Source organism: Paenibacillus sp. 01L418, from assembly GCF_056400045.1.
In genome coordinates this window covers 26,236-43,815 of the sequence record NZ_JBFTSN010000005.1, presented here as the reverse complement: position 1 = coordinate 43,815, position 17,580 = coordinate 26,236, and the positions used below count along the sequence as shown (strand labels likewise).

Here is a 17,580-nt window from a genome sequence, read left to right as displayed (position 1 = left end):
ATGTCAGCAAAGCTTTCAAATTCGGAGTGGGGTAATTTAAAAAGCAGATATAACTTCTCTTATGAAAATAATACTGACTCCGCTGATCGCTCCATTTATTCAAGAAATTTATTGAATAAGGAGCTATGCGAAACCTATCTGGATCGGCTAGGGAGCGAAATAGCTTCGCCATCAAGAAGAGTAACTGCGTCGATGCTCGCGAAGCGATATGCTTATCTAGTCGTTGCTCCTGTTCTGTATGCGATGACGGTATACAACAAGAATCTGACCATGACGTTGGACAATTGCCGCTTGGTTTCACCTAGCGACAGCGAGTTCAATGTGACGAAATCCAAGTATCCTAATTTAAGCTTTGAAGAACCAAGCGTTACGGAACCGGTAGCTGGGGAGCGGAAAGAGTGGCGGGATCAGGTAATAAGAGAACTTTTTGCAGAGCATATTTCTCCATTATTTCGTGCTTTATCTATGGTTGGCGGAATACCTATAGTGATCTTATGGGAGAATGCGATGGTTCGAATTGCTCCGCTTTATGAGGACGGGCTAGAGGAAGAAACGAATCCGGTTATCTTACAACGACTTCATGAGGATTTCACGTTTATAACGCAGACTGCACCAGCAAGCTTATTTGGAGAACGCCGCAATCCGTTTAAGAAGTTTATGAGCAAAACGAATATAGGCACGATGAGCGAGCTGCCTGATATTCGCAAGACCTGCTGCTTCTATTATGAAATGTCTTCGGCGGAATATTGCAGAGCTTGTCCGAAACCTTTCGAATGCCATAAATAGCTGGACATTGAGCAATCGTCTTGTCACCTTTTGGGGCAAGGCGATTGCTCATTTTATTTATTGGTTCTTAATATAAAAGGGATTTTGAAATATATTTTGATTCCACATATGCCATTTGACGGCCGGTGTCATAGAGCTGAAGCTCGGGATTTCTTTAGCAGCTTACAAACATTATTCATCCGAATTTATGTTAAATAGGAAAGAATGGTTTCTCCTGTTACAGCTATGAACATTTGAGCGAAGTAATGGCAGTTAAAGGGGTCATTTCGGCGGCGTCCGCTAGGGAGTTGGATGCCTCTTTTATAAACTTTTTCGAATGCTGAACATGTCCTCATGGGGATGCTTCCACCACAAATAGTGAATAGCAGGAGCTTTTCCTGCTATTTTATATTTAGCTGGAAAAGCTCCAGTTAATTTTAAGCTGTGCGCTCATTTGAGTTAATTAGCAGGAAAAGCTCCATGTAATTTTGCTGCAAAGCGGCTTTTTAGGGATTATGTGTTGAATTAGCAGGAGTAAATCCTGTTAATTGCTAAATTGGGCTGCTTCCATTACAAATAGCAGGAGCTTTTCCTGCTATTTTMKWTTTAGCTGGAAAAGCTCCAGTTAATTTTAAGCTRCGCRYTYATTTGAGTTAATTAGCAGGAAAAGCTCCAKGTAATTTTGCTGCAAAGCGACTTTTTAGGAATTATTTGTTGAAWTAGCAGGAGTAAATCCTGTTAATTGCTAAATTAGGCTGCTTCCATTACAAATAGCAGGAGCTTTTCCTGCTATTTTATATTTAGCTGGAAAAGCTCCAGTTAATTTTATGCTGCGCGAAGCTGACTTAATTAGCTGGAAGTGCCATGCTGAGCATTCTGCAGACTCCATATTATAATAAGTTTGTTTTAATACTTAGTGTGTTGATGGATTTTCAGTTTATCCCATGCGCTGATGGATTAGTGCTGTTAATTAGACACGTATTATGTAAGTTTGACCTGCTGCTCGCTCCATGCCCAAAGATTAGCCGCAAGCTCGGGATTGCTCGCTTTGCTTGCCGTTTGAACGCTTTTGCTGTCGATAAAATATTGGCCGGTCAGATTTGCCGCTTCATCGCTGGATGCTAAATAAATTGCCGTCTTTGCCCCTTCAAGCGGCGTTCTGAAAAAAGGCTTGAGCAGCTTATGCACCGTCTTACCGAAGCCGCTCTTGCGATCTACGCCAATATTGGTCGCTACCGCCCCGGGATGAAGACTGTTAACCGTCACCCTCGTACCTGCGAGACGCTTTGCCAGCTCATTCGTGAATAAAATATTCGCGAGCTTCGATTGCGCATAACCTTTTGCGACATTGTAGCCCCTCGTTAGGTTCGGATCGTCAAAATGTATTCTTCCGGCCTTATGGGCACCTGAAGATACATTGATAATTCTCCCTTGCGGAGCACGTTGAAGAAGGTCAAGCAGCTCGTTAGTCAGCAAAAAATGACCCAAATGGTTGATGCCGATTTGCGATTCAAATCCATCCGAGGTTATGCTTCGTTTCAAGGCGACAACCCCTGCATTGTTGATCAACACATCAAGCTGGCTATATTTCTGCTTAAATGCAGCAGTGAAGGTGCGAATGCTGGCAAACGAGCCCAAATCGCAGGTCATGAGGACAATATCGCTGCTGCCGCTTTGGCTGCGCGCTTGTTCAAGTGCAAGCTCGCCACGCTCCTTGCTGCGGCATATCATCACGACATGCGCCCCTTGCTTCGCAAGCTCGACCGTTGTCGCAAGCCCCATGCCGGAATTGGCGCCAGTTACTGCTACGACCTTTCCTGTCATATTGCTCATCCAAGCCACCTCCGTATATTCGTTATTTACAGCTTATCATGTGCAGCAAAGGTATGCCGTACAAATTCAATAAACGATCTGACATGTGGAGACAGCTGATCCTCGTTGCGGTACGCCAAACAAATATGCCGCTGGTTTACATACTGAGGCAGATCGCGCATAACGAGTTCGCCGGCTTCGATTTCTCGGATGACGCTTCGGCGCGGCAGGATGCCAACACCCATATTGCATTTTAGAGCTTCCTTGATCGTTTCGATCGCACCCAGCTCCATAACACTTTCCCACTGCAAGCCAGCCCCGGCTGCCCACTCATCGGACAAGGTACGCGAGGTTGAGCCAACCTCATGCAGCAGAAATGTTTCATGTCTAAGCTCTTCGACCTCTACTTGCGAATGGTTAGCTAACGGATGCTCCGGCGCAAGCAGCAGCTTCAGCTCATCAGCGACTAACGGCTGTATAATAAGGCCTTCTTCCAGCGATTCGCCAAGAGAGACGATGCCTATATCGATCTCATAGCTGCGCAGCATCGCAAGCACAGAAGCTGCTTGCTTCACGGTCAGCATGAGGCTTACTTTTGGATACAGCTTGCGGTAGGCGGCAAAGTGCGGCGGCATCACATAGGTTGCTGGCGTGTAGCTCGCCCCCAGCCTCAAACGGCCTTCCCCTTGTTCACGGCGCTCCAGCATGGCAAGCCTAGCTTCTTCCATAAGGAAAACGATTCGCCTCGCATAGGGAAGCAGATCCACAGCAGCTTCACTTGGCTGAAGGCTCCGCGAGTGCTTGCGGAACAGCTCCACGCCAAGCTCCTCCTCAAGCCTTTTGAGATGAAAGCTGATTGTCGGCTGCTTAAGTCCCAGCTTATCTGCAGCTTCCGCGAGCGTTCGACCGCTGCATACCTCCATAAACACATGCAGCTGCTGTACATTCATCCCGTGCTCACTCCCTCGCTTTTTGCCTATTAATATAGATTAAATCTATATGTATATCAATATCTATCGATTATATTTCATAATATCTCGACATTACGTTAACAATCATCTGACAAACCGTTGCTAAAGTTAGGAGGTAAGCAAAACAGATAGTGGAGGGAAATCAAAACGATGAAAACGAATGGGAAACGCTGGCTTGGAACCGTTTTGCTAGCTGGATTGATGGCACTAACTGCTGCATGCGGCAACGGAAATGCCGGAAATACGAATAAAGGGGCAGCAAATGCCGGAAATACACAAACGACGGCTCCTACCGAAGACGCGCAAGCGACAGAAACAGCTGCCACGGAGGATAAAGGAACGCTTACTGTATACTTGAACGATTTTGACAGCATTATCGCTCCATTATTTGAGGAAGCTACCGGCTACAAGCTGGAGGTCGTTGCGGGCAACGGAGCAGAAATTATGTCCCGCGTTGAAGCAGAGAAAGGCAATCCGCACTGGGATGTCATTTGGCTGGATGCGATGCCTTCCATTTATGGTCTAGGGGCAAGCGGTCAACTGCTTGAAGGCTGGTCGCCGAATAACGTCGCTAATCTAACTGACTTTGCCAAAGCTTTTGTGCCTGAGAAGCAATGGTATGTTCCTACTGGCGCACATGCTGCGGGAGTTATCGTGTATAACAAGGACAAAGTGAAGGCGGAGGATGCGCCAAAATCATGGGAAGACTTCTCGAATGCGAAGTACAAAAACTTGATCGGCATGGCTGACCCAGCGATCGCAGCTCCTGCTTATCCTTTTGTTTCTTGGTTTTTTAAAGAAAAAACAATCGATGGCGGACAAACGTTCTTTAGCTCGCTGATGGACAATGGGCTTCGTGTGTATCCCAAAAATCCAAACGTTGTCAAAGCGCTCGCCGCTGGTGAAATCTCGATCGCAGCACTGCAAGAGAGCAATGCCTATGCGATGAAAAACGATAACGAGCCTATCGAAATTATTTGGCCGGCAGAAGGCGCTCCTGCATCCGTACGGGTAGCTGCGATTCAGAAGGATACCAAAAATCCGAATGCAGCTAAAGCGTTTATCGAATTTCTGCTTGATCCAAAAACGCAGCAAGCTTTAATTGATCAAGGCGACGAGAGTTATTTCCAGCCTTCCGTAAACGGCGTAAATGCCAAGCAAGATCGCGCAGCCGATGCGAAGCTCGTTGCAGCCGACGCTTCCTGGGCATCTGAAAATGAAGCGGCAATCAAGCAATGGTTCGCCGACCAGTCCGTTAAGTAAACGATGCAAACCTTTATGAAGGATCGGTTAGGATGGTTTGTCAGTATCATCCTATTCATCCTCGTCTTATATCCCTTGGCGGCAGTCATTATTCAAGTACTGCTGCCTGGGGTTTTCTTCGGCAATTGGCAACTCGGGGATCTTGCGCTGCTGCTCGAAATATTCAAGCGTCCCTTATGGCAAAAATCACTCGAAAATTCCGTTGTGCTTGGACTTGGAACGACAGTGCTCGCTACGATTCTCGGCGGTGTGCTGGCAACGATACGCGCCAACTGGTCATTTCCAACAGCTAAGCTGCTGGATGCCTCCGTTTGGCTGCTCATTATTACGCCTTCGTTTATTTTAGCGCAGGGCTGGGTGCTGTTTGCTGCCGGAGGCGGCATCGCTGTTAACCTGCTCGGCTGGCACTGGGTTACGAGCGCTGTTTTTCAGCCTGCTGGACTTATTTTTATTATGACTTTAAGCAAATTTCCGTTCGCTTATTTGAGTGTTCATGCGGCGATGGAGTGGAAGGTTGATCAGCTGTCTCACGCAGCTCGCCTATCCGGAGCATCTGCTTTCACGGTATGGCGTACGATCCAAGCGCCTCTGCTTATGCCAGCTGTTTGGGCTGGAGCAGCGCTTGTCTTTATGGATACAATCGGCGATTTCGGGCTTCCTGCATCGATTGCCGCTGTTTATCGTTTTCCGACACTGCCTTACTCTATTTACTCGGCAATTTACACATCGCCCATTCGGTTCGATATGGCAGGCGTTCTGTCCTTTTATCTCGTATTGTTAATCGGCATTGCGATGTTTGTCCAATTTTATGCGATGCGCCGCTCACGCTTTGATTTCTTATCAGCACGGGCGCAGCGGTCTGTACCGAAGCCGGCTGGAAAGTTTGCTGTGCTTCTTACCACACTAAACTTGTTATTTCTTGCCGTAGTCATCGGCATTCCGATAGGCGCAAACGTACTGATGTCCATATTCAAAACACAGTCAGGCGGTATGAAGCTAACGAATCTCACCTTGGAGCATTACAGGGAATTGTTCCATAGCTCAAGCACGCTGTTGAAGGGTTTGTCTCATTCCTTAATGATCGCTGGAGTCGCTGCTCTGCTTGGCCTATTATTCGGGCTGTGCGTCGCTTATGTCTTAACCTATTCACAGTTCAAATTTAAACGGACGATTGAGGTGTTCTCTGTCGTCACGCTTGCTGTTCCCGGCGTCGTGCTGGGCATTGGGTATATTTTCGTCTGGAATCAAAAATGGCTCGATTCGATCGGCTTGCTCCTGTACGGAACGCCTTGGATTCTTGTGCTTGCCGCAATCGCTGGCGCTATTCCCGTCATTACGAGATTGATGGTCGGCGCAATGGCGAAAGTGCCGCTTAGCCTGCTTACTGCCGCGCAGCTGCAAGGCGGTACGCTCGCAAGCCGCGTCCGTTTCATACTTGTCCCTTTAATACGAGGCGCTTTGCTCTCTGCGGGCCTTGCTGCATTTGGCTCCAGCGTGTTTGACTTAGCGGTGAATTCGATCCTGTTCCCGCCAAACTTCCTCACGCTGCCCGTTACGATTAACAAAGCATTCGAGGATTTGGATTTTGGTTATGCTTCAGCGGCAACCGTCGTTGGATCATTTATCGTTATTATGATTATTTTGGCGGTTGAGCTCATGCTCCGCCGCAAGGAGGCAAACACATGACATCGACTGCGATTCAGCAAAGGTATGACGAGGCAAATGAGCCTAAGCCAGCGGCTCCCAAACCGCTGCTTGCAGCATCTGGTTTAATGAAAAGCTACGGATCGTTTCAAGCGCTTAAAGGAATTTCTTTCGACATGCGCGAAGGCGAGATTATTAGCGTGCTTGGTCCTTCAGGCTGCGGCAAGTCGACGCTGCTCCAGCTCGTCGCCGGCCTATCGAAGCCGGACGGCGGCCAGCTTAAGCTGGGCGATGAAATTATCGCCTCTCCGTCTGTCATGATGCCCCCTGAGAAACGCGGGGTTAACATGGTGTTTCAGGACTATGCGCTGTGGCCGCATATGAATGTGTTCGATAACATCGCTTATGGGCTGCATAGAAGCAAGATGGCTCGGGCGGATATTCAGCAGCGCGTTCAGGAGCTGCTGGCGATGCTCCATCTTGAAGGGCTTGAGCGCAGGCTGCCGCCGCAGCTCTCTGGCGGTCAGCAGCAGCGGGTCGCTATTGCGAGGGCGATTGCTACTAGGCCGAAGCTGATGCTGCTCGATGAGCCGCTCTCCAACCTTGATATGCGGCTGCGCGTAGAAATGCGCACCGAGATGGCGTATCTATTCCGCCAATTAGGGATGAGCGTTTTCCATGTTACGCATGACCCGGAGGAAGCTTTCGCTATGGCCGATCGGCTGCTTATTTTGCGCAACGGGCAAATTGATCAGATGGGCACGCCGCAGCAATGCTTCACGCGTCCGGCCAGCCGCTGGGCAGCTTCCTTGCTTGGAGCAATCAACGGCTTGCGAGGCGAGGTCATAAACGGAGACAGCGGCAGCGCTGTTCGCATCGGCTCATCGATCATTCACGGTTTGCTCGCGCCAGAGCAGCAGAAAATAAGTGACCATTCGCAAGCGATCATTATGTTCCGTCCTGAGGAAGCTGAGGTCATCGAGCGAAGAGACGCCGCAGCCGTGCTTTCATTAGCTTCATCGCAGGAGCGGACAGACAATACGATTCAGCTTCAAGTGCTTCACTGTACCTTTGAAGGCAATCGCTGGCGTGCAGTTGCACAAACGAGCTGCGGCCAGAAGGTATATCTAGTGCTCGCAGTCCCGTTAGAGGCTGGCGAGCATGTAACGATAAAGCTAGCCATTCGCTCTGTTTTCATTTACCCGAATGAGGAAGAAAGGTAGTCGATCCATTTGTATAATCCAACAAAAACAGACTCGCGTCTTTTAGCCATTGCAGATATACACGGTTATGAAGAAGAACTGCTGCTTTTGCTTCAAGAAGCAGCTTATAACCCGCACCATGATCGGCTTATTTTGCTGGGCGACTACATTGATGCCGATAGGCCCGCTACATGGGGCACGCTAGATACGATTCACCAGCTTATCAACGAAGGTGCACAGGCATTGCTCGGAAATCAGGAGCTGCGGCTTCTTGCATCCGCTGAGTCCAGCAGTGCGCTTCACCCGGAAACGAAAGAATGGCTGCACAAGCTTTCATTGTATGTGGTAGTCGGCCAGTATTTATTCGTTCATGCAGGCATTCGGCCAGGTGTCCCTCTGCATGAGCAAAAAAAGAAGGATCTAACGGAAATTCGCGACGAGTTTATTTATACGCCTTTGCCTGATTCGGACGAGGCGCAGTCGTACACCATTATTTTTGGCCATACGCCAACGTTCAAGCTGGATGCTTCTTCCCCTGGAGCCATATGGCAAGGAAATCGACGGCTCGCCATTGATACTGGGGCCAAGCATGGCTGTCGCTTAACACTGCTTGATGTCAGCAGCCAATTGAGCTATTCGTGCTCGACTGCGCCAGAGAGCCGCGGCGGCGATTTCAAATTGCTTAAGCTCTAACCCATTTAACTCACAAAAAAAGCGCTGCCCGTTTGCCTTTACGGGTTAAGCGCTTTTTCTTTTCTTAAATAGAGCTATTTATATTGCTATTTCGTTCAAAAGCAACGATCCAATCCCCTTGGACTGCCGCATAACCTGTGTCACCCTCAACAACCAAGCCGTACAAATTTTTGACGTCTACATATTCCTTGCGAGTGCCATTATCGAATTCAAGCGTGATGTAATAATACGTACGGGATGAATTGCTGCTATGCCCTACTCCGTCGTGGTTATGGTGATTCGTATGATGGCGAACGTCCATGCGCTTGGCTACAACGCGCGCGTAAGTCGTTTCTTTTGGCGCGGTCGAATTTTTGAAATATTTAACTATGCTAAAAATAATGCCGCCAATAACGAGCACGAATACGATCATTATAAATATAGGAACAATCGTAAACATGATTCCTCCGCCTGGAGGGCCGAATCCAAATCCATTCACAAACCATCACATCCAATCTTTTCTTTTCATGTCATTAATTTTACTATTAATACGTTCTTCCGACTAGTCTGATGCGGTATAGGCTGCAAAAGCTGAGGTTAATTAATAAAAAGGAAGGGAGTAACGAAGCGGATTGTTGGGGCTTAATAGAGTTAGGATATAGGCTCACGCAGAAAAGAGCGGCTGGACGCTGCGCACGTCGGATAGCTGGATAGCCGCTCAGCGGGATCATTTTTATTTTGACAGCAGTTAAGCCTCATTCCTGCTTATGTAACGGAAAACGATCGATGATCTCGTACATAGGGGACTCGTTCATATGGGTGAGCATGAGCACAAACTGATCGATTTCCCAGCTGAACGATGAGGCAATAGACGTCGCTGCTTCAATTGGCATTCGATTAGCGTCAGCGAATCCTTTGGCAAGCGTGATATGCGGCGCGTAGGGACGATCGTCTGGAATGAAGCCGACTGAACTCGTTGCCCGAATAATCTCCTCGTGAAGAGCGGACAGTTCTTTTAAGTTTCCGCTAACAGCACCCCATAGAACGCGTGGAGCAGCGGGCGGACCAAACGTTCCGATTCCGCTCCAAGTTAAGGAAAAAGCATTTGCTCTTACTTTTTTTAGAGCGGCTGCCAGCTCTTCAAGCTGAGCAGCCGAAGTGTCGCCTAAAAACTGAAGCGTAATATGGTAATCGCTCGGAAGTGTCCATTTACGGAAAGGCAGCGTATGTTTATGATCTTCTGCCCAGCTTTCCAGCTCCTTGGACACAGATGGTGATACAGGTATAGCCACGAACAAGCGCATTATATTTTCCCTCCTAATCTCAGTATGCAGCCATAACACTCGGACCATTCATTCTGCACGTTGGATTTGGCCTTTTTTTCCATTTCAAATATCTTTAAGTAAACCAAATATCGCGGAAGCGTACCCAGCCCAGCGATTCCAATGAAATGCCGCGCACGGAAGGGTGGAACGCAGTTTTCAAATGTTTACGGTAGAGGAAAAACAAGCTGTGCCTGGCTTTGAGCTGAGCCTCGATGTCTATGAATATCGCTTCTCGACGTGCTCGATCCGGCTCACCCAATATCATCTGGATACTGTGCTCCAGCATATCATGAACCTCGGGAAGCGCATGCTGCTGCATGCTTTTGTACAAATCAATTAGTCTCAGCTCGCGATGCTCGTCCAGCATGACAGCGAAAAGCAGCAGATCGGCGGACATGCGTGCTGTTCCTTTAAATTGCTCGGCAGGAATGAGGTTTATTTGCAGCGGAATGCCTGATTCCGCATACACCTTCTGAATGATCTCTGCATCCGCTGCATATTGCGGAATCGTAGCTAGTACCAGCGGTTCGCCTTGATAGCCGGAGCTGGCAAGCGCTTGCTTGATTACGCTCCAATCAATGGGGGCTGCATCCTGCGTTTGATCAATCTGGTTCAGCCAGAAGCTGTTAACTCCTTCAATGACATCTCCGGATAACAGCTGCAAAAGCTCTGTCCGCTCGATAGCGAGGTTAATTGCCGCTCGTATGGCGGGGTTTGCCAGCAAGCCGTGCTTTTGTTCATTAACTGTGATGAATTTACAGGTCATGCCGGACTGTCTAACCTGCTGCCATCGTTCAGCTGCCATATCCGTTAGTCTCGCGTTGTGCATGATTTGAAACGATTGCAGCTCAGCGTGGTTTTCGCGCGTTGCCTCCTCGGCAACGGTCCATACTTCTACACGGTCGAGGAATGCTCTGCCGCGGAAATAGGCAGCGAAAGCTTCCAATATCCAGACGCCTTGATCATTTCCGGTGAATCGAAACGGACCTGTACCAATCGGTTTGCTGCCAAATTGCTCTCCAGCTGCCGAACAAGCATCTTGAGGCACGATAGAGGCGCGATTAGTTGTCAAAAAAGAGAGAAAAGCTTCGTTGCGCTCGGATAATTGAATGCGAATGGTTGTGTCATCCGGTGTATCCATAGAAATGATGTTGGTGTAAGCCCAGCTGTAGAGCCCTTGCGGTGCAAGGCGTTTAAGCCGTTCAAGCGAATACTTGACGTCTGATGAATCCAGCTCACGGCCATGGTGGAACAGAACGCCCTTGCGCAAATAGAAAGTCCAGCGCGTACGCGATTCATCCACCTCCCACGCATGGGCAAGCTGCGGCAAAATCTGCTCGCCCCTCGGATCGATGCGAACGAGCCCATCAAATATTTGATTAACGAGGTGGGACTCGCCCGTGTAATGGATAGCTGCCGGATCTAGCGAAAAGATCGTCTGCGGAAGCGGGAAGCGCAAAATATCAGTGCGCCGCTTGCCCTGCACCTCCGAATGAAATCCGAATTGACCAGAGAGCCATTCCTGAAACTGGTCGCGCAGCAAAGGCGCTTCTTCGATTTGCTGGAGAAGCTCAAGCGCCGAATGCAAATCCTGCTTTTGCATCATTTCTTGCGCTTCCTCCAGCGCGACTTGTTCCTTGCTGACGAGGAAGGAGAGGGCAGAGCGATTGCCGCGTCCCCGCTTTGGCTCCCACACTAACCACTCTTCCTGCTGCATACGTTTCAATAAAAGTACCATATTCCGATGTGTGCAATCGAGCAAATTTGCGAGCTCCTGTGTTGTAACCTCGAAGGGAATATTCTCTTGAATAGTCGGATATGAGCGCCTAAGCGCGAGATAATGCCTGCGGATTTTCATGCAAATTACTCCTAACTCGAAAATATGAAATTTTCCAATTATAACTTACACTTTTTGTTCTTGTTTTCTAGGTTACAATAAAAGGAGTAAATTAACAAATCCAGTTTAAAGATGGAGTGAGTGAAAAATGAGAGATCCAGCACCATGGCAAAAAAGGTATGAGAAAATGCTTATTCTTGCCCTTCTGTTTGGTCTAGTCAGTCAATATTTGTTCGTAGGAGCTGCCGCAGGCATTTCGGTTATCGTGTTCATTGCCAGCTTTTATGGGTTGTTTTTTTATTCCATAAAGGGGAGGATGGGGGGCTTTGAGAAATGGGAAGGAAAAGCACGATCTGGCTGGCTGCTGCTCATTCCAATCTTTTTACTAACGCTGACGTATGCACTATATGATAACGGTCTGTTCCGTCAGCTGAATATGTTTGCATTATTTGCATTGATCATTTCTCAAACGGTGCTTATGACGAGCAGTAGTGTGAAGCCATGGTACCGAGGCGTATTTTATACAGAGCTATTATTTCTGGCTTTAATTAAGCCGTTTGCTTTTATAGGCGTACCGTTTAACCTAGTTAATGATCGTTTGAGAGGAAAAGAGAAAGGTGAGAACTCGGCGAGAAGCAAGTTTGGCAAAATATCGCTAGGACTGCTCCTGTCCGCACCTATCCTTATTGTCGTTATTGCGCTGCTTGCTTCAGCGGATGAAATTTTCCTATCTTGGCTGCTTGAGATTCCGGGCGCCATGGATCGTTTCTCTTTAGGGGAGAGCATCTGGCGCATAATCGTAGCAGCAGTATTCGCCTTTTATGCTTTTTGCTACATATGGGGATTGCTCTTTAATAAGGCAACAGATACAACAAAAAACTCACCGACAGACACGCCGGCTGCTGCGATACAGCCAAACGGACGTATCGAATTTGATCCCATCACTGCTGGGACGCTGCTTGTCAGTATTAATATCGTTTACGTGCTGTTTGTTATCATTCAGTTCTCCTATTTGTTCGGAGCGGCAAACGGTCTGCTGCCTGAGGGAGCTGCGTATGCCGAATATGCACGCAGAGGTTTTGCGGAATTAATTATGGTTGCACTCATTAACGTTTGCTTGCTTATGTGCGGTTTGCATCTTATTCGGCGCACTAGCGCAGCAGCGGAGTGGATTCGCAAGCTGTCTCTTACCGTGTTGATAGGCTGTACAATCATTATGCTTATTTCCGCTTACAGCAGGCTCTCTTTGTACGAGGAGGCTTACGGCTTCACACAGACAAGACTACTCGTTCATGGCTTTATGATTTATCTGGGCTTTTTGCTCGTCATTGCATTACTGCGTATATGGAAAGAGCATTTCTCGATGGGCAAGGTCTATATATGCATATCTATTATTGCATTTGTTGTGATGAACTATATCAACATAGATGCGCGGATTGCTGAGAACAATGGTGATCGCTACGAACGAACAGGTAAGATTGATATCGCTTATCTCGGTACGCTGTCCACAGATGCGGCGCCGGCGCTGCTAAAGCTGCAAGCGAAGCATCCGGAGTTGAAGGGGCTGAACGGAGTAATAAATAAGCTTCAGGATAAGGCCCATAAGCATAACAAGTGGCAATCTTGGAATCTATCGAAGCAACGGGCTAAATAATTGGAGAAAGGCAAGGTCGTTTGTATGATGAAAATATCCCTTTTTGATCGTAGTATTCGACTTATCCTCTCACTTGTCGGATTTCCACTGTTAATCGTACAGTATTTGATAACGGTCTATGAGCAAAAAAAACATAAACCTACGGGGTGGCATGCCGACATCGGCTCACGCAAGCTGCATGTTACCGTGACGGGTCATGGTTCGCCAACAATTATTTTAGAAGCGGGGATGGGCGGTTGCTCGCTGGATTGGGCACTCGTTGCTCCGGCGCTTTCGACGAAGGCGAACGTGATTACTTATGATCGCGCAGGGTTTGGCTGGAGTGAGGCGGTGCTTGATCTGCCTACTTGCAGCGCTTATGTTGATGATTTGCGTTCACTGCTGAGAACGCTTGGCGCAGCTCCGCCCTATTTGCTAGTTGGCCATTCCTACGGCGGGATGATTATGAGGCTGTTCGCCTCGCGTTATCCGGAGGAAGTATGCGGCCTTGTGCTTGTAGATGCGACGCACGAGAGCCGCTATCTGCCGGAGCAAACAACCGCTGGCCGGCAAAAACAGCTGTTTAGCCACCGTTCCCAATATAGACTAGGCTATATGCTGGCGCCGCTTGGCATACCGAGATGGCTGAAGCAGCATATCGGCTCTAAGCGTTTGCCGGAAGAATGGCTGGCGCCAGTACGCGCATTAGGTTACAAGGCAAGCGCGTATAGGGCTGTCTATGCTGAGCTGCTTAGTACGACGGAAAGCAGCCTGCAATTAAAAGCTGCCGAGCCGCTTAAGCAGGATTTGCCTGTTATCGTATTAAGCGCAGGGAAGCAGAATGAGGAATGGCAGCAGGGGCAGCGGAAGCTTACAAATTTGACCAAGCGCTCGAATCAGATTATAGTCGAGGATAGCTGGCACTCTATTCATATTCATAGACCAGATGCTGTCATTCACGCTATTAATCGTTTATTAGATGAAATAGATTTGTCTAGTTATCGCTAAAATGTAAGGAGTTTTGCAGTAATGCGCATGACCAAAAAACGTTTGTTGTGGATTTTACCATTAGCTATTCTTGTAGTAGCCGCTTTTCTTTATTACGAGAATAATGCGATCGGAATAACAAAATATGAAATCAGCTCAGCGAAGCTTCCTGAAGGAGTCAGCTCTTACCGTATCGTTCACTTAACAGACCTTCACAGCAAGTCCTTCGGCAAGGAGCAAAGCACAATTACGAGCAAGGTAAAACAGCTGAAGCCGGACCTCATTGTGATGACAGGCGATTTGGTTGATAGCAGAAGATACAATGCAGAAACTAGCCTTACCTTGATGCGCAAAATGACGGAACTGGCTCCTGTCTACTATGTGACCGGAAACCATGAATATGGCCCGAGGTTAATCACATTACAGAAGGCGTTGAAAGAGCTGGGCGTCCATGTGATGCGCAACAAAAGCGAAATGATAAAGCTGGGTAATGGCGAGATTCGAATAGCTGGCGTGGATGATCCGGTTTTTAATTTAAAGGCTGATGGCGATGTTGCGAAGCTGAATGAAAATATGGCGACGGCTATGAAAGCAACCGAATCCGAAAACAACTCCGACACGCTCACTATTCTTTTATCGCATCGCCCGGAACTTTTTTCGGTCTACACGCAACACAAAATCGATTTAACCTTCTCCGGCCATGCGCATGGCGGACAGGTGCGCTTGCCTTTTTTGGGTGGGCTCGTGGCCCCGGGGCAAGGTTTCTTGCCAAAGTATGACGGAGGCAAATATGTGGAAGGCGGCACAACGATGATCGTCAGCCGCGGACTCGGAAATAGCATTTTTCCGCAAAGAATATTTAATCGCCCAGAGGTTGTACTGGTTGAGCTTACGCGTCCGTAACGCTTAGCATCCACGAAACTATGTGGAAAAGCTCTCTTTCTAATAGCAAAAGAATCCAATGGCAGTCCAGCAAAGCAGCAGCGAAATGAGTTCGATTTCTCGTCGAACTTGTTTCGCTGTTGCCGCTTTTGCAATAAATAAGTTCGTTTCGGCTATGTCCAAAATACTAGCTATACTATAGAATGAAAACGTTCCTACTAGTCATCCAAACCACCAAAGGAGAGTCATAATGAAGATGAAGAAAAAAGTAAGTTTAGTGATTGCTGCTCTCATGTTGTTTGGAAGCGTCATCAATTCTGTTCCGAGTTCGGTAAAAGCAGCTGAATCGGCAAGCACGGATACCCAGATTTCCATCCTAGGTACTTCGGATATTCACGGACGTTTTATGCCATGGGATTATGCTCTTGACGGTCCCAATCCCACGGGGAGTTTAACGCAGTTATTTACAATAATCAAAAAAGTTCGCGAAGAGAACCCGAATACGGTTTTACTGGATGCAGGGGATATGATTCAGGGCAATTCGGCTGAATTATTTAATGATCAACCGAAGTCTCCGATGATGGTAGCCATGAATGAAATGAACTTTGATGCATGGGTAATGGGCAATCATGAGTTCAACTTCGGGATCGATGTGTTCAATAAGATTACCACTCAGTATAAAGGTCAAAGGCTGGGCGGGAACATCTATAAGGACAATGGTGATCGATTCTTGCCTGCGTATACCATTATCGAAAAAGCTGGCATAAAAATTGGAGTTATTGGAATGGATACGCCAATGACGACTGAGTTTGAAAAAGGAACGGATCATCTAGACGGGATTGTATTCAAAAATCCTGTTGATGAAACGAAAAAAGCAATCAAGGAATTAGAAGGTAAAGTAGATGTAATGGTTGGTCTTATGCATATGGGACTGGAGAACGAAAATGGTGTACCAGGTACTGGCGTAGCTGATATTGCCAATGCGAACCCGGAGCTGGCTGCTATTTTTGCAGGTCACATGCACAAGCTTATTAAAGAGGATACGGTGAATGGCGTTTTAATTGTTGAACCGGATAAATACGGAACGCATGTTTCTCGTATCGACCTTACGTTCACGAAGCAAGGTGATAAGGTAGTTCTTAAAGATAAGAAAGCTGCTGCATTGCCTGTTAAAGCGGCTGATGGAACGACTGAAGTATCGGATCCAGCATTGGAATCCACGCTGCAGCCGTATCATGATTTTGCTAGGGCAGATGCGAATATCGAAGTGGCACAACTTAAAGGAATGAATCTTGTAGCTAAAAATGAGATTAATGATATTCCTACTGTACAAATTCAGGAAACACCGTTATCAGACTTCTTTAACGAGGTTATGTTGTATTACAGTAAGGCAGATGTCGTTGCTCATCAGATTGATAACGATAAGGCGCGGCTGGATGTAGGTCCTATTAAGAAAAAAGATATTGCCTATAACTATCAGTTTGCTCTAGGAGAAATTACCGTTTACCAAGTAACGGGTAAAGATTTGAAAGATTACATGGAATGGGCAGCAGGTTATTTTAACTCAACACGACCTGGCGATGTAACGGTTAGCTTTGATAAGACACGCCGCGCTTCCAAATATAGCACCAACGATTTTTTTGGCGGCGTCAAATATGAAATTGATCTAACGCAGCCTGCTGGCAATAGAATTACGAACTTACGTAAAATGGATGGCAGCAGCATCAAATCGGACGATGTGATCAAACTCGGTATGAACGCATATAGGATGGATGCACTTAAAGCCAAAGGTGGAGCACTTGAAGGACGCAACTTTGAGCAGCTTTGGTCTTCGAAGGATGCAAGCACATTTGGCGAAATGGACGGAACCATTCGTAATCGTGCCATTGCGTACCTAAAAGACGTGAAAAAAGGTGTATACGAGCCTAAAATTCAAAGCAATTGGAAAATTACAGGTGTAGATACGAAATCTCCTGAACGTGCAGATGTAGTTKAGCTTATTAATACTGGTATATTGGAGATTCCGAAAACGGAGGATGGCAAATATACCAATGTAGCCTCAATTAACATTTTGGATGCGGTCACTGAAAATGAAATAGCTGAGTTGTCTAACAAAGCAAAGGTGGAGCAAAGTCTATTTGCCGGCGTGAAGACAAAAGGTGAGTTCTACCATAAACTGAATGCGGCGATTAAGGCGGCAGTGACTGCCCCAGAGGTAACTACTCCGGAAGTAATCATTCCAAAGGAACCAGTTAAGCCTAATCCTAAACCTGATCCTAAACCAACAGTAAAGCCGGTCGTTAAGCAGCAAGCAAAGGTTACAGCATACTTCTTGAATGTTCGTGCTGAAGCTTCTTCGAAGGCAAAGATTTATACGGCTGTACCAAAAGGTACTGTTCTTGAAGTGTTAGGAACGGAGCACGGCTGGGTGAAGGTTTCGTATAAAGGGAAAATAGCATATGTGTATGGTAAATATGTAGATATGATTTAATATTTTATTTTAGCTTAGTGCCCAGTCTTTGTAGACTGGGCACTTTTTGGGTAAATACTATTTTCCAAAATAGACAAAAAGAGACCCACAGCATTC

General features: G+C 47.2%; 14 protein-coding genes. 9 read left to right on the top strand and 5 right to left on the bottom strand.

Annotated features, from left to right (window positions below):
- Positions 1-786 carry an IucA/IucC family C-terminal-domain containing protein gene (locus tag AC1DSE_RS01520; protein WP_477510018.1) on the top strand — a complete coding sequence of 262 codons (786 nt, stop codon included), beginning with the start codon at positions 1-3 and terminating at the stop codon, positions 784-786.
- 960 nt (positions 787-1,746) lie between these two features.
- Here AC1DSE_RS01520 and AC1DSE_RS01515 read toward each other — a convergent pair.
- Positions 1,747-2,589, bottom strand: a complete 843-nt coding sequence (locus AC1DSE_RS01515) for an SDR family oxidoreductase (RefSeq protein ID WP_441884454.1) — start codon at positions 2,587-2,589, stop codon at positions 1,747-1,749.
- Positions 2,590-2,624: 35 nt separating this feature from the next.
- The gene (locus tag AC1DSE_RS01510; protein WP_477510019.1) at positions 2,625-3,527 is read right to left on the bottom strand and encodes a LysR substrate-binding domain-containing protein; all 903 of its coding nucleotides are present in this window, start codon (positions 3,525-3,527) and stop codon (positions 2,625-2,627) included.
- Positions 3,528-3,698: 171 nt separating this feature from the next.
- Here AC1DSE_RS01510 and AC1DSE_RS01505 point away from each other — a divergent pair, with 171 nt between their 5' ends.
- Genes AC1DSE_RS01505 through AC1DSE_RS01490 form a run of 4 tightly spaced genes read left to right on the top strand, consistent with a single transcriptional unit; the run spans position 3,699 to position 8,350 of the window.
- Positions 3,699-4,811, top strand: a complete 1,113-nt coding sequence (locus AC1DSE_RS01505) for an extracellular solute-binding protein (RefSeq protein ID WP_477510020.1) — start codon at positions 3,699-3,701, stop codon at positions 4,809-4,811.
- Positions 4,812-4,826: 15 nt separating this feature from the next.
- Positions 4,827-6,497, top strand: a complete 1,671-nt coding sequence (locus tag AC1DSE_RS01500; protein ID WP_477510021.1) for an ABC transporter permease — start codon at positions 4,827-4,829, stop codon at positions 6,495-6,497.
- Positions 6,494-7,678: an ABC transporter ATP-binding protein gene (locus AC1DSE_RS01495; protein WP_477510022.1), complete on the top strand. Its 1,185-nt coding sequence runs from the start codon at positions 6,494-6,496 to the stop codon at positions 7,676-7,678. Before AC1DSE_RS01500 ends, AC1DSE_RS01495 begins: the two co-directional genes overlap by 4 nt.
- Positions 7,679-7,687: 9 nt before the next feature.
- Positions 7,688-8,350 (top strand): metallophosphoesterase, encoded by a 663-nt coding sequence (locus tag AC1DSE_RS01490; protein WP_477510023.1) that lies wholly within the window; start codon positions 7,688-7,690, stop codon positions 8,348-8,350.
- A 64-nt stretch (positions 8,351-8,414) separates the two neighbouring features.
- On the opposite strand, the gene AC1DSE_RS01485 is transcribed toward AC1DSE_RS01490, so the two are convergent.
- From AC1DSE_RS01485 to AC1DSE_RS01475, 3 genes are all read right to left on the bottom strand, one after another.
- On the bottom strand, positions 8,415-8,789 hold the full coding sequence (locus AC1DSE_RS01485) for a DUF2500 domain-containing protein (protein WP_441884335.1): 375 nt from the start codon (positions 8,787-8,789) through the stop codon (positions 8,415-8,417).
- A 295-nt stretch (positions 8,790-9,084) separates the two neighbouring features.
- On the bottom strand, positions 9,085-9,633 hold the full coding sequence (gene thpR / locus AC1DSE_RS01480) for an RNA 2',3'-cyclic phosphodiesterase (RefSeq protein ID WP_477510024.1): 549 nt from the start codon (positions 9,631-9,633) through the stop codon (positions 9,085-9,087).
- 94 nt (positions 9,634-9,727) lie between these two features.
- Positions 9,728-11,512, bottom strand: a complete 1,785-nt coding sequence (locus AC1DSE_RS01475; protein ID WP_477510025.1) for an ABC transporter substrate-binding protein — start codon at positions 11,510-11,512, stop codon at positions 9,728-9,730.
- A 127-nt stretch (positions 11,513-11,639) separates the two neighbouring features.
- Here AC1DSE_RS01475 and AC1DSE_RS01470 point away from each other — a divergent pair, with 127 nt between their 5' ends.
- The 4 genes from AC1DSE_RS01470 (at position 11,640) to AC1DSE_RS01455 (ending at position 17,484) form a co-directional block, all read left to right on the top strand.
- Positions 11,640-13,145: a DUF4153 domain-containing protein gene (locus AC1DSE_RS01470; RefSeq protein ID WP_477527343.1), complete on the top strand. Its 1,506-nt coding sequence runs from the start codon at positions 11,640-11,642 to the stop codon at positions 13,143-13,145.
- Positions 13,146-14,132, top strand: coding sequence for an alpha/beta fold hydrolase (locus AC1DSE_RS01465; RefSeq protein ID WP_477510026.1), 987 nt, complete (start codon positions 13,146-13,148; stop codon positions 14,130-14,132).
- A 21-nt stretch (positions 14,133-14,153) separates the two neighbouring features.
- On the top strand, positions 14,154-15,014 hold the full coding sequence (locus tag AC1DSE_RS01460) for a metallophosphoesterase (protein ID WP_477510027.1): 861 nt from the start codon (positions 14,154-14,156) through the stop codon (positions 15,012-15,014).
- A 271-nt stretch (positions 15,015-15,285) separates the two neighbouring features.
- A complete protein-coding gene (locus AC1DSE_RS01455) occupies positions 15,286-17,484 on the top strand; it encodes a 5'-nucleotidase C-terminal domain-containing protein (protein ID WP_477527346.1) in 2,199 nt (732 codons plus the stop codon).
- Positions 17,485-17,580 lie beyond the last annotated feature (96 nt).

Excerpts from the sequence above, each read along its gene's own strand:
- AC1DSE_RS01520 (WP_477510018.1), top strand. The coding sequence starts at position 1 with ATGTCAGCAAAGCTTTCAAATTCGGAGTGGGGTAATTTAAAAAGCAGA.
- AC1DSE_RS01515 (WP_441884454.1), bottom strand. The coding sequence starts at position 2,589 with ATGACAGGAAAGGTCGTAGCAGTAACTGGCGCCAATTCCGGCATGGGG.
- AC1DSE_RS01510 (WP_477510019.1), bottom strand. The coding sequence starts at position 3,527 with ATGAATGTACAGCAGCTGCATGTGTTTATGGAGGTATGCAGCGGTCGA.
- AC1DSE_RS01505 (WP_477510020.1), top strand. The coding sequence starts at position 3,699 with ATGAAAACGAATGGGAAACGCTGGCTTGGAACCGTTTTGCTAGCTGGA.
- AC1DSE_RS01500 (WP_477510021.1), top strand. The coding sequence starts at position 4,827 with ATGAAGGATCGGTTAGGATGGTTTGTCAGTATCATCCTATTCATCCTC.
- AC1DSE_RS01495 (WP_477510022.1), top strand. The coding sequence starts at position 6,494 with ATGACATCGACTGCGATTCAGCAAAGGTATGACGAGGCAAATGAGCCT.
- AC1DSE_RS01485 (WP_441884335.1), bottom strand. The coding sequence starts at position 8,789 with ATGTTTACGATTGTTCCTATATTTATAATGATCGTATTCGTGCTCGTT.
- thpR (WP_477510024.1), bottom strand. The coding sequence starts at position 9,633 with ATGCGCTTGTTCGTGGCTATACCTGTATCACCATCTGTGTCCAAGGAG.
- AC1DSE_RS01475 (WP_477510025.1), bottom strand. The coding sequence starts at position 11,512 with ATGAAAATCCGCAGGCATTATCTCGCGCTTAGGCGCTCATATCCGACT.
- AC1DSE_RS01470 (WP_477527343.1), top strand. The coding sequence starts at position 11,640 with ATGAGAGATCCAGCACCATGGCAAAAAAGGTATGAGAAAATGCTTATT.
- AC1DSE_RS01460 (WP_477510027.1), top strand. The coding sequence starts at position 14,154 with ATGCGCATGACCAAAAAACGTTTGTTGTGGATTTTACCATTAGCTATT.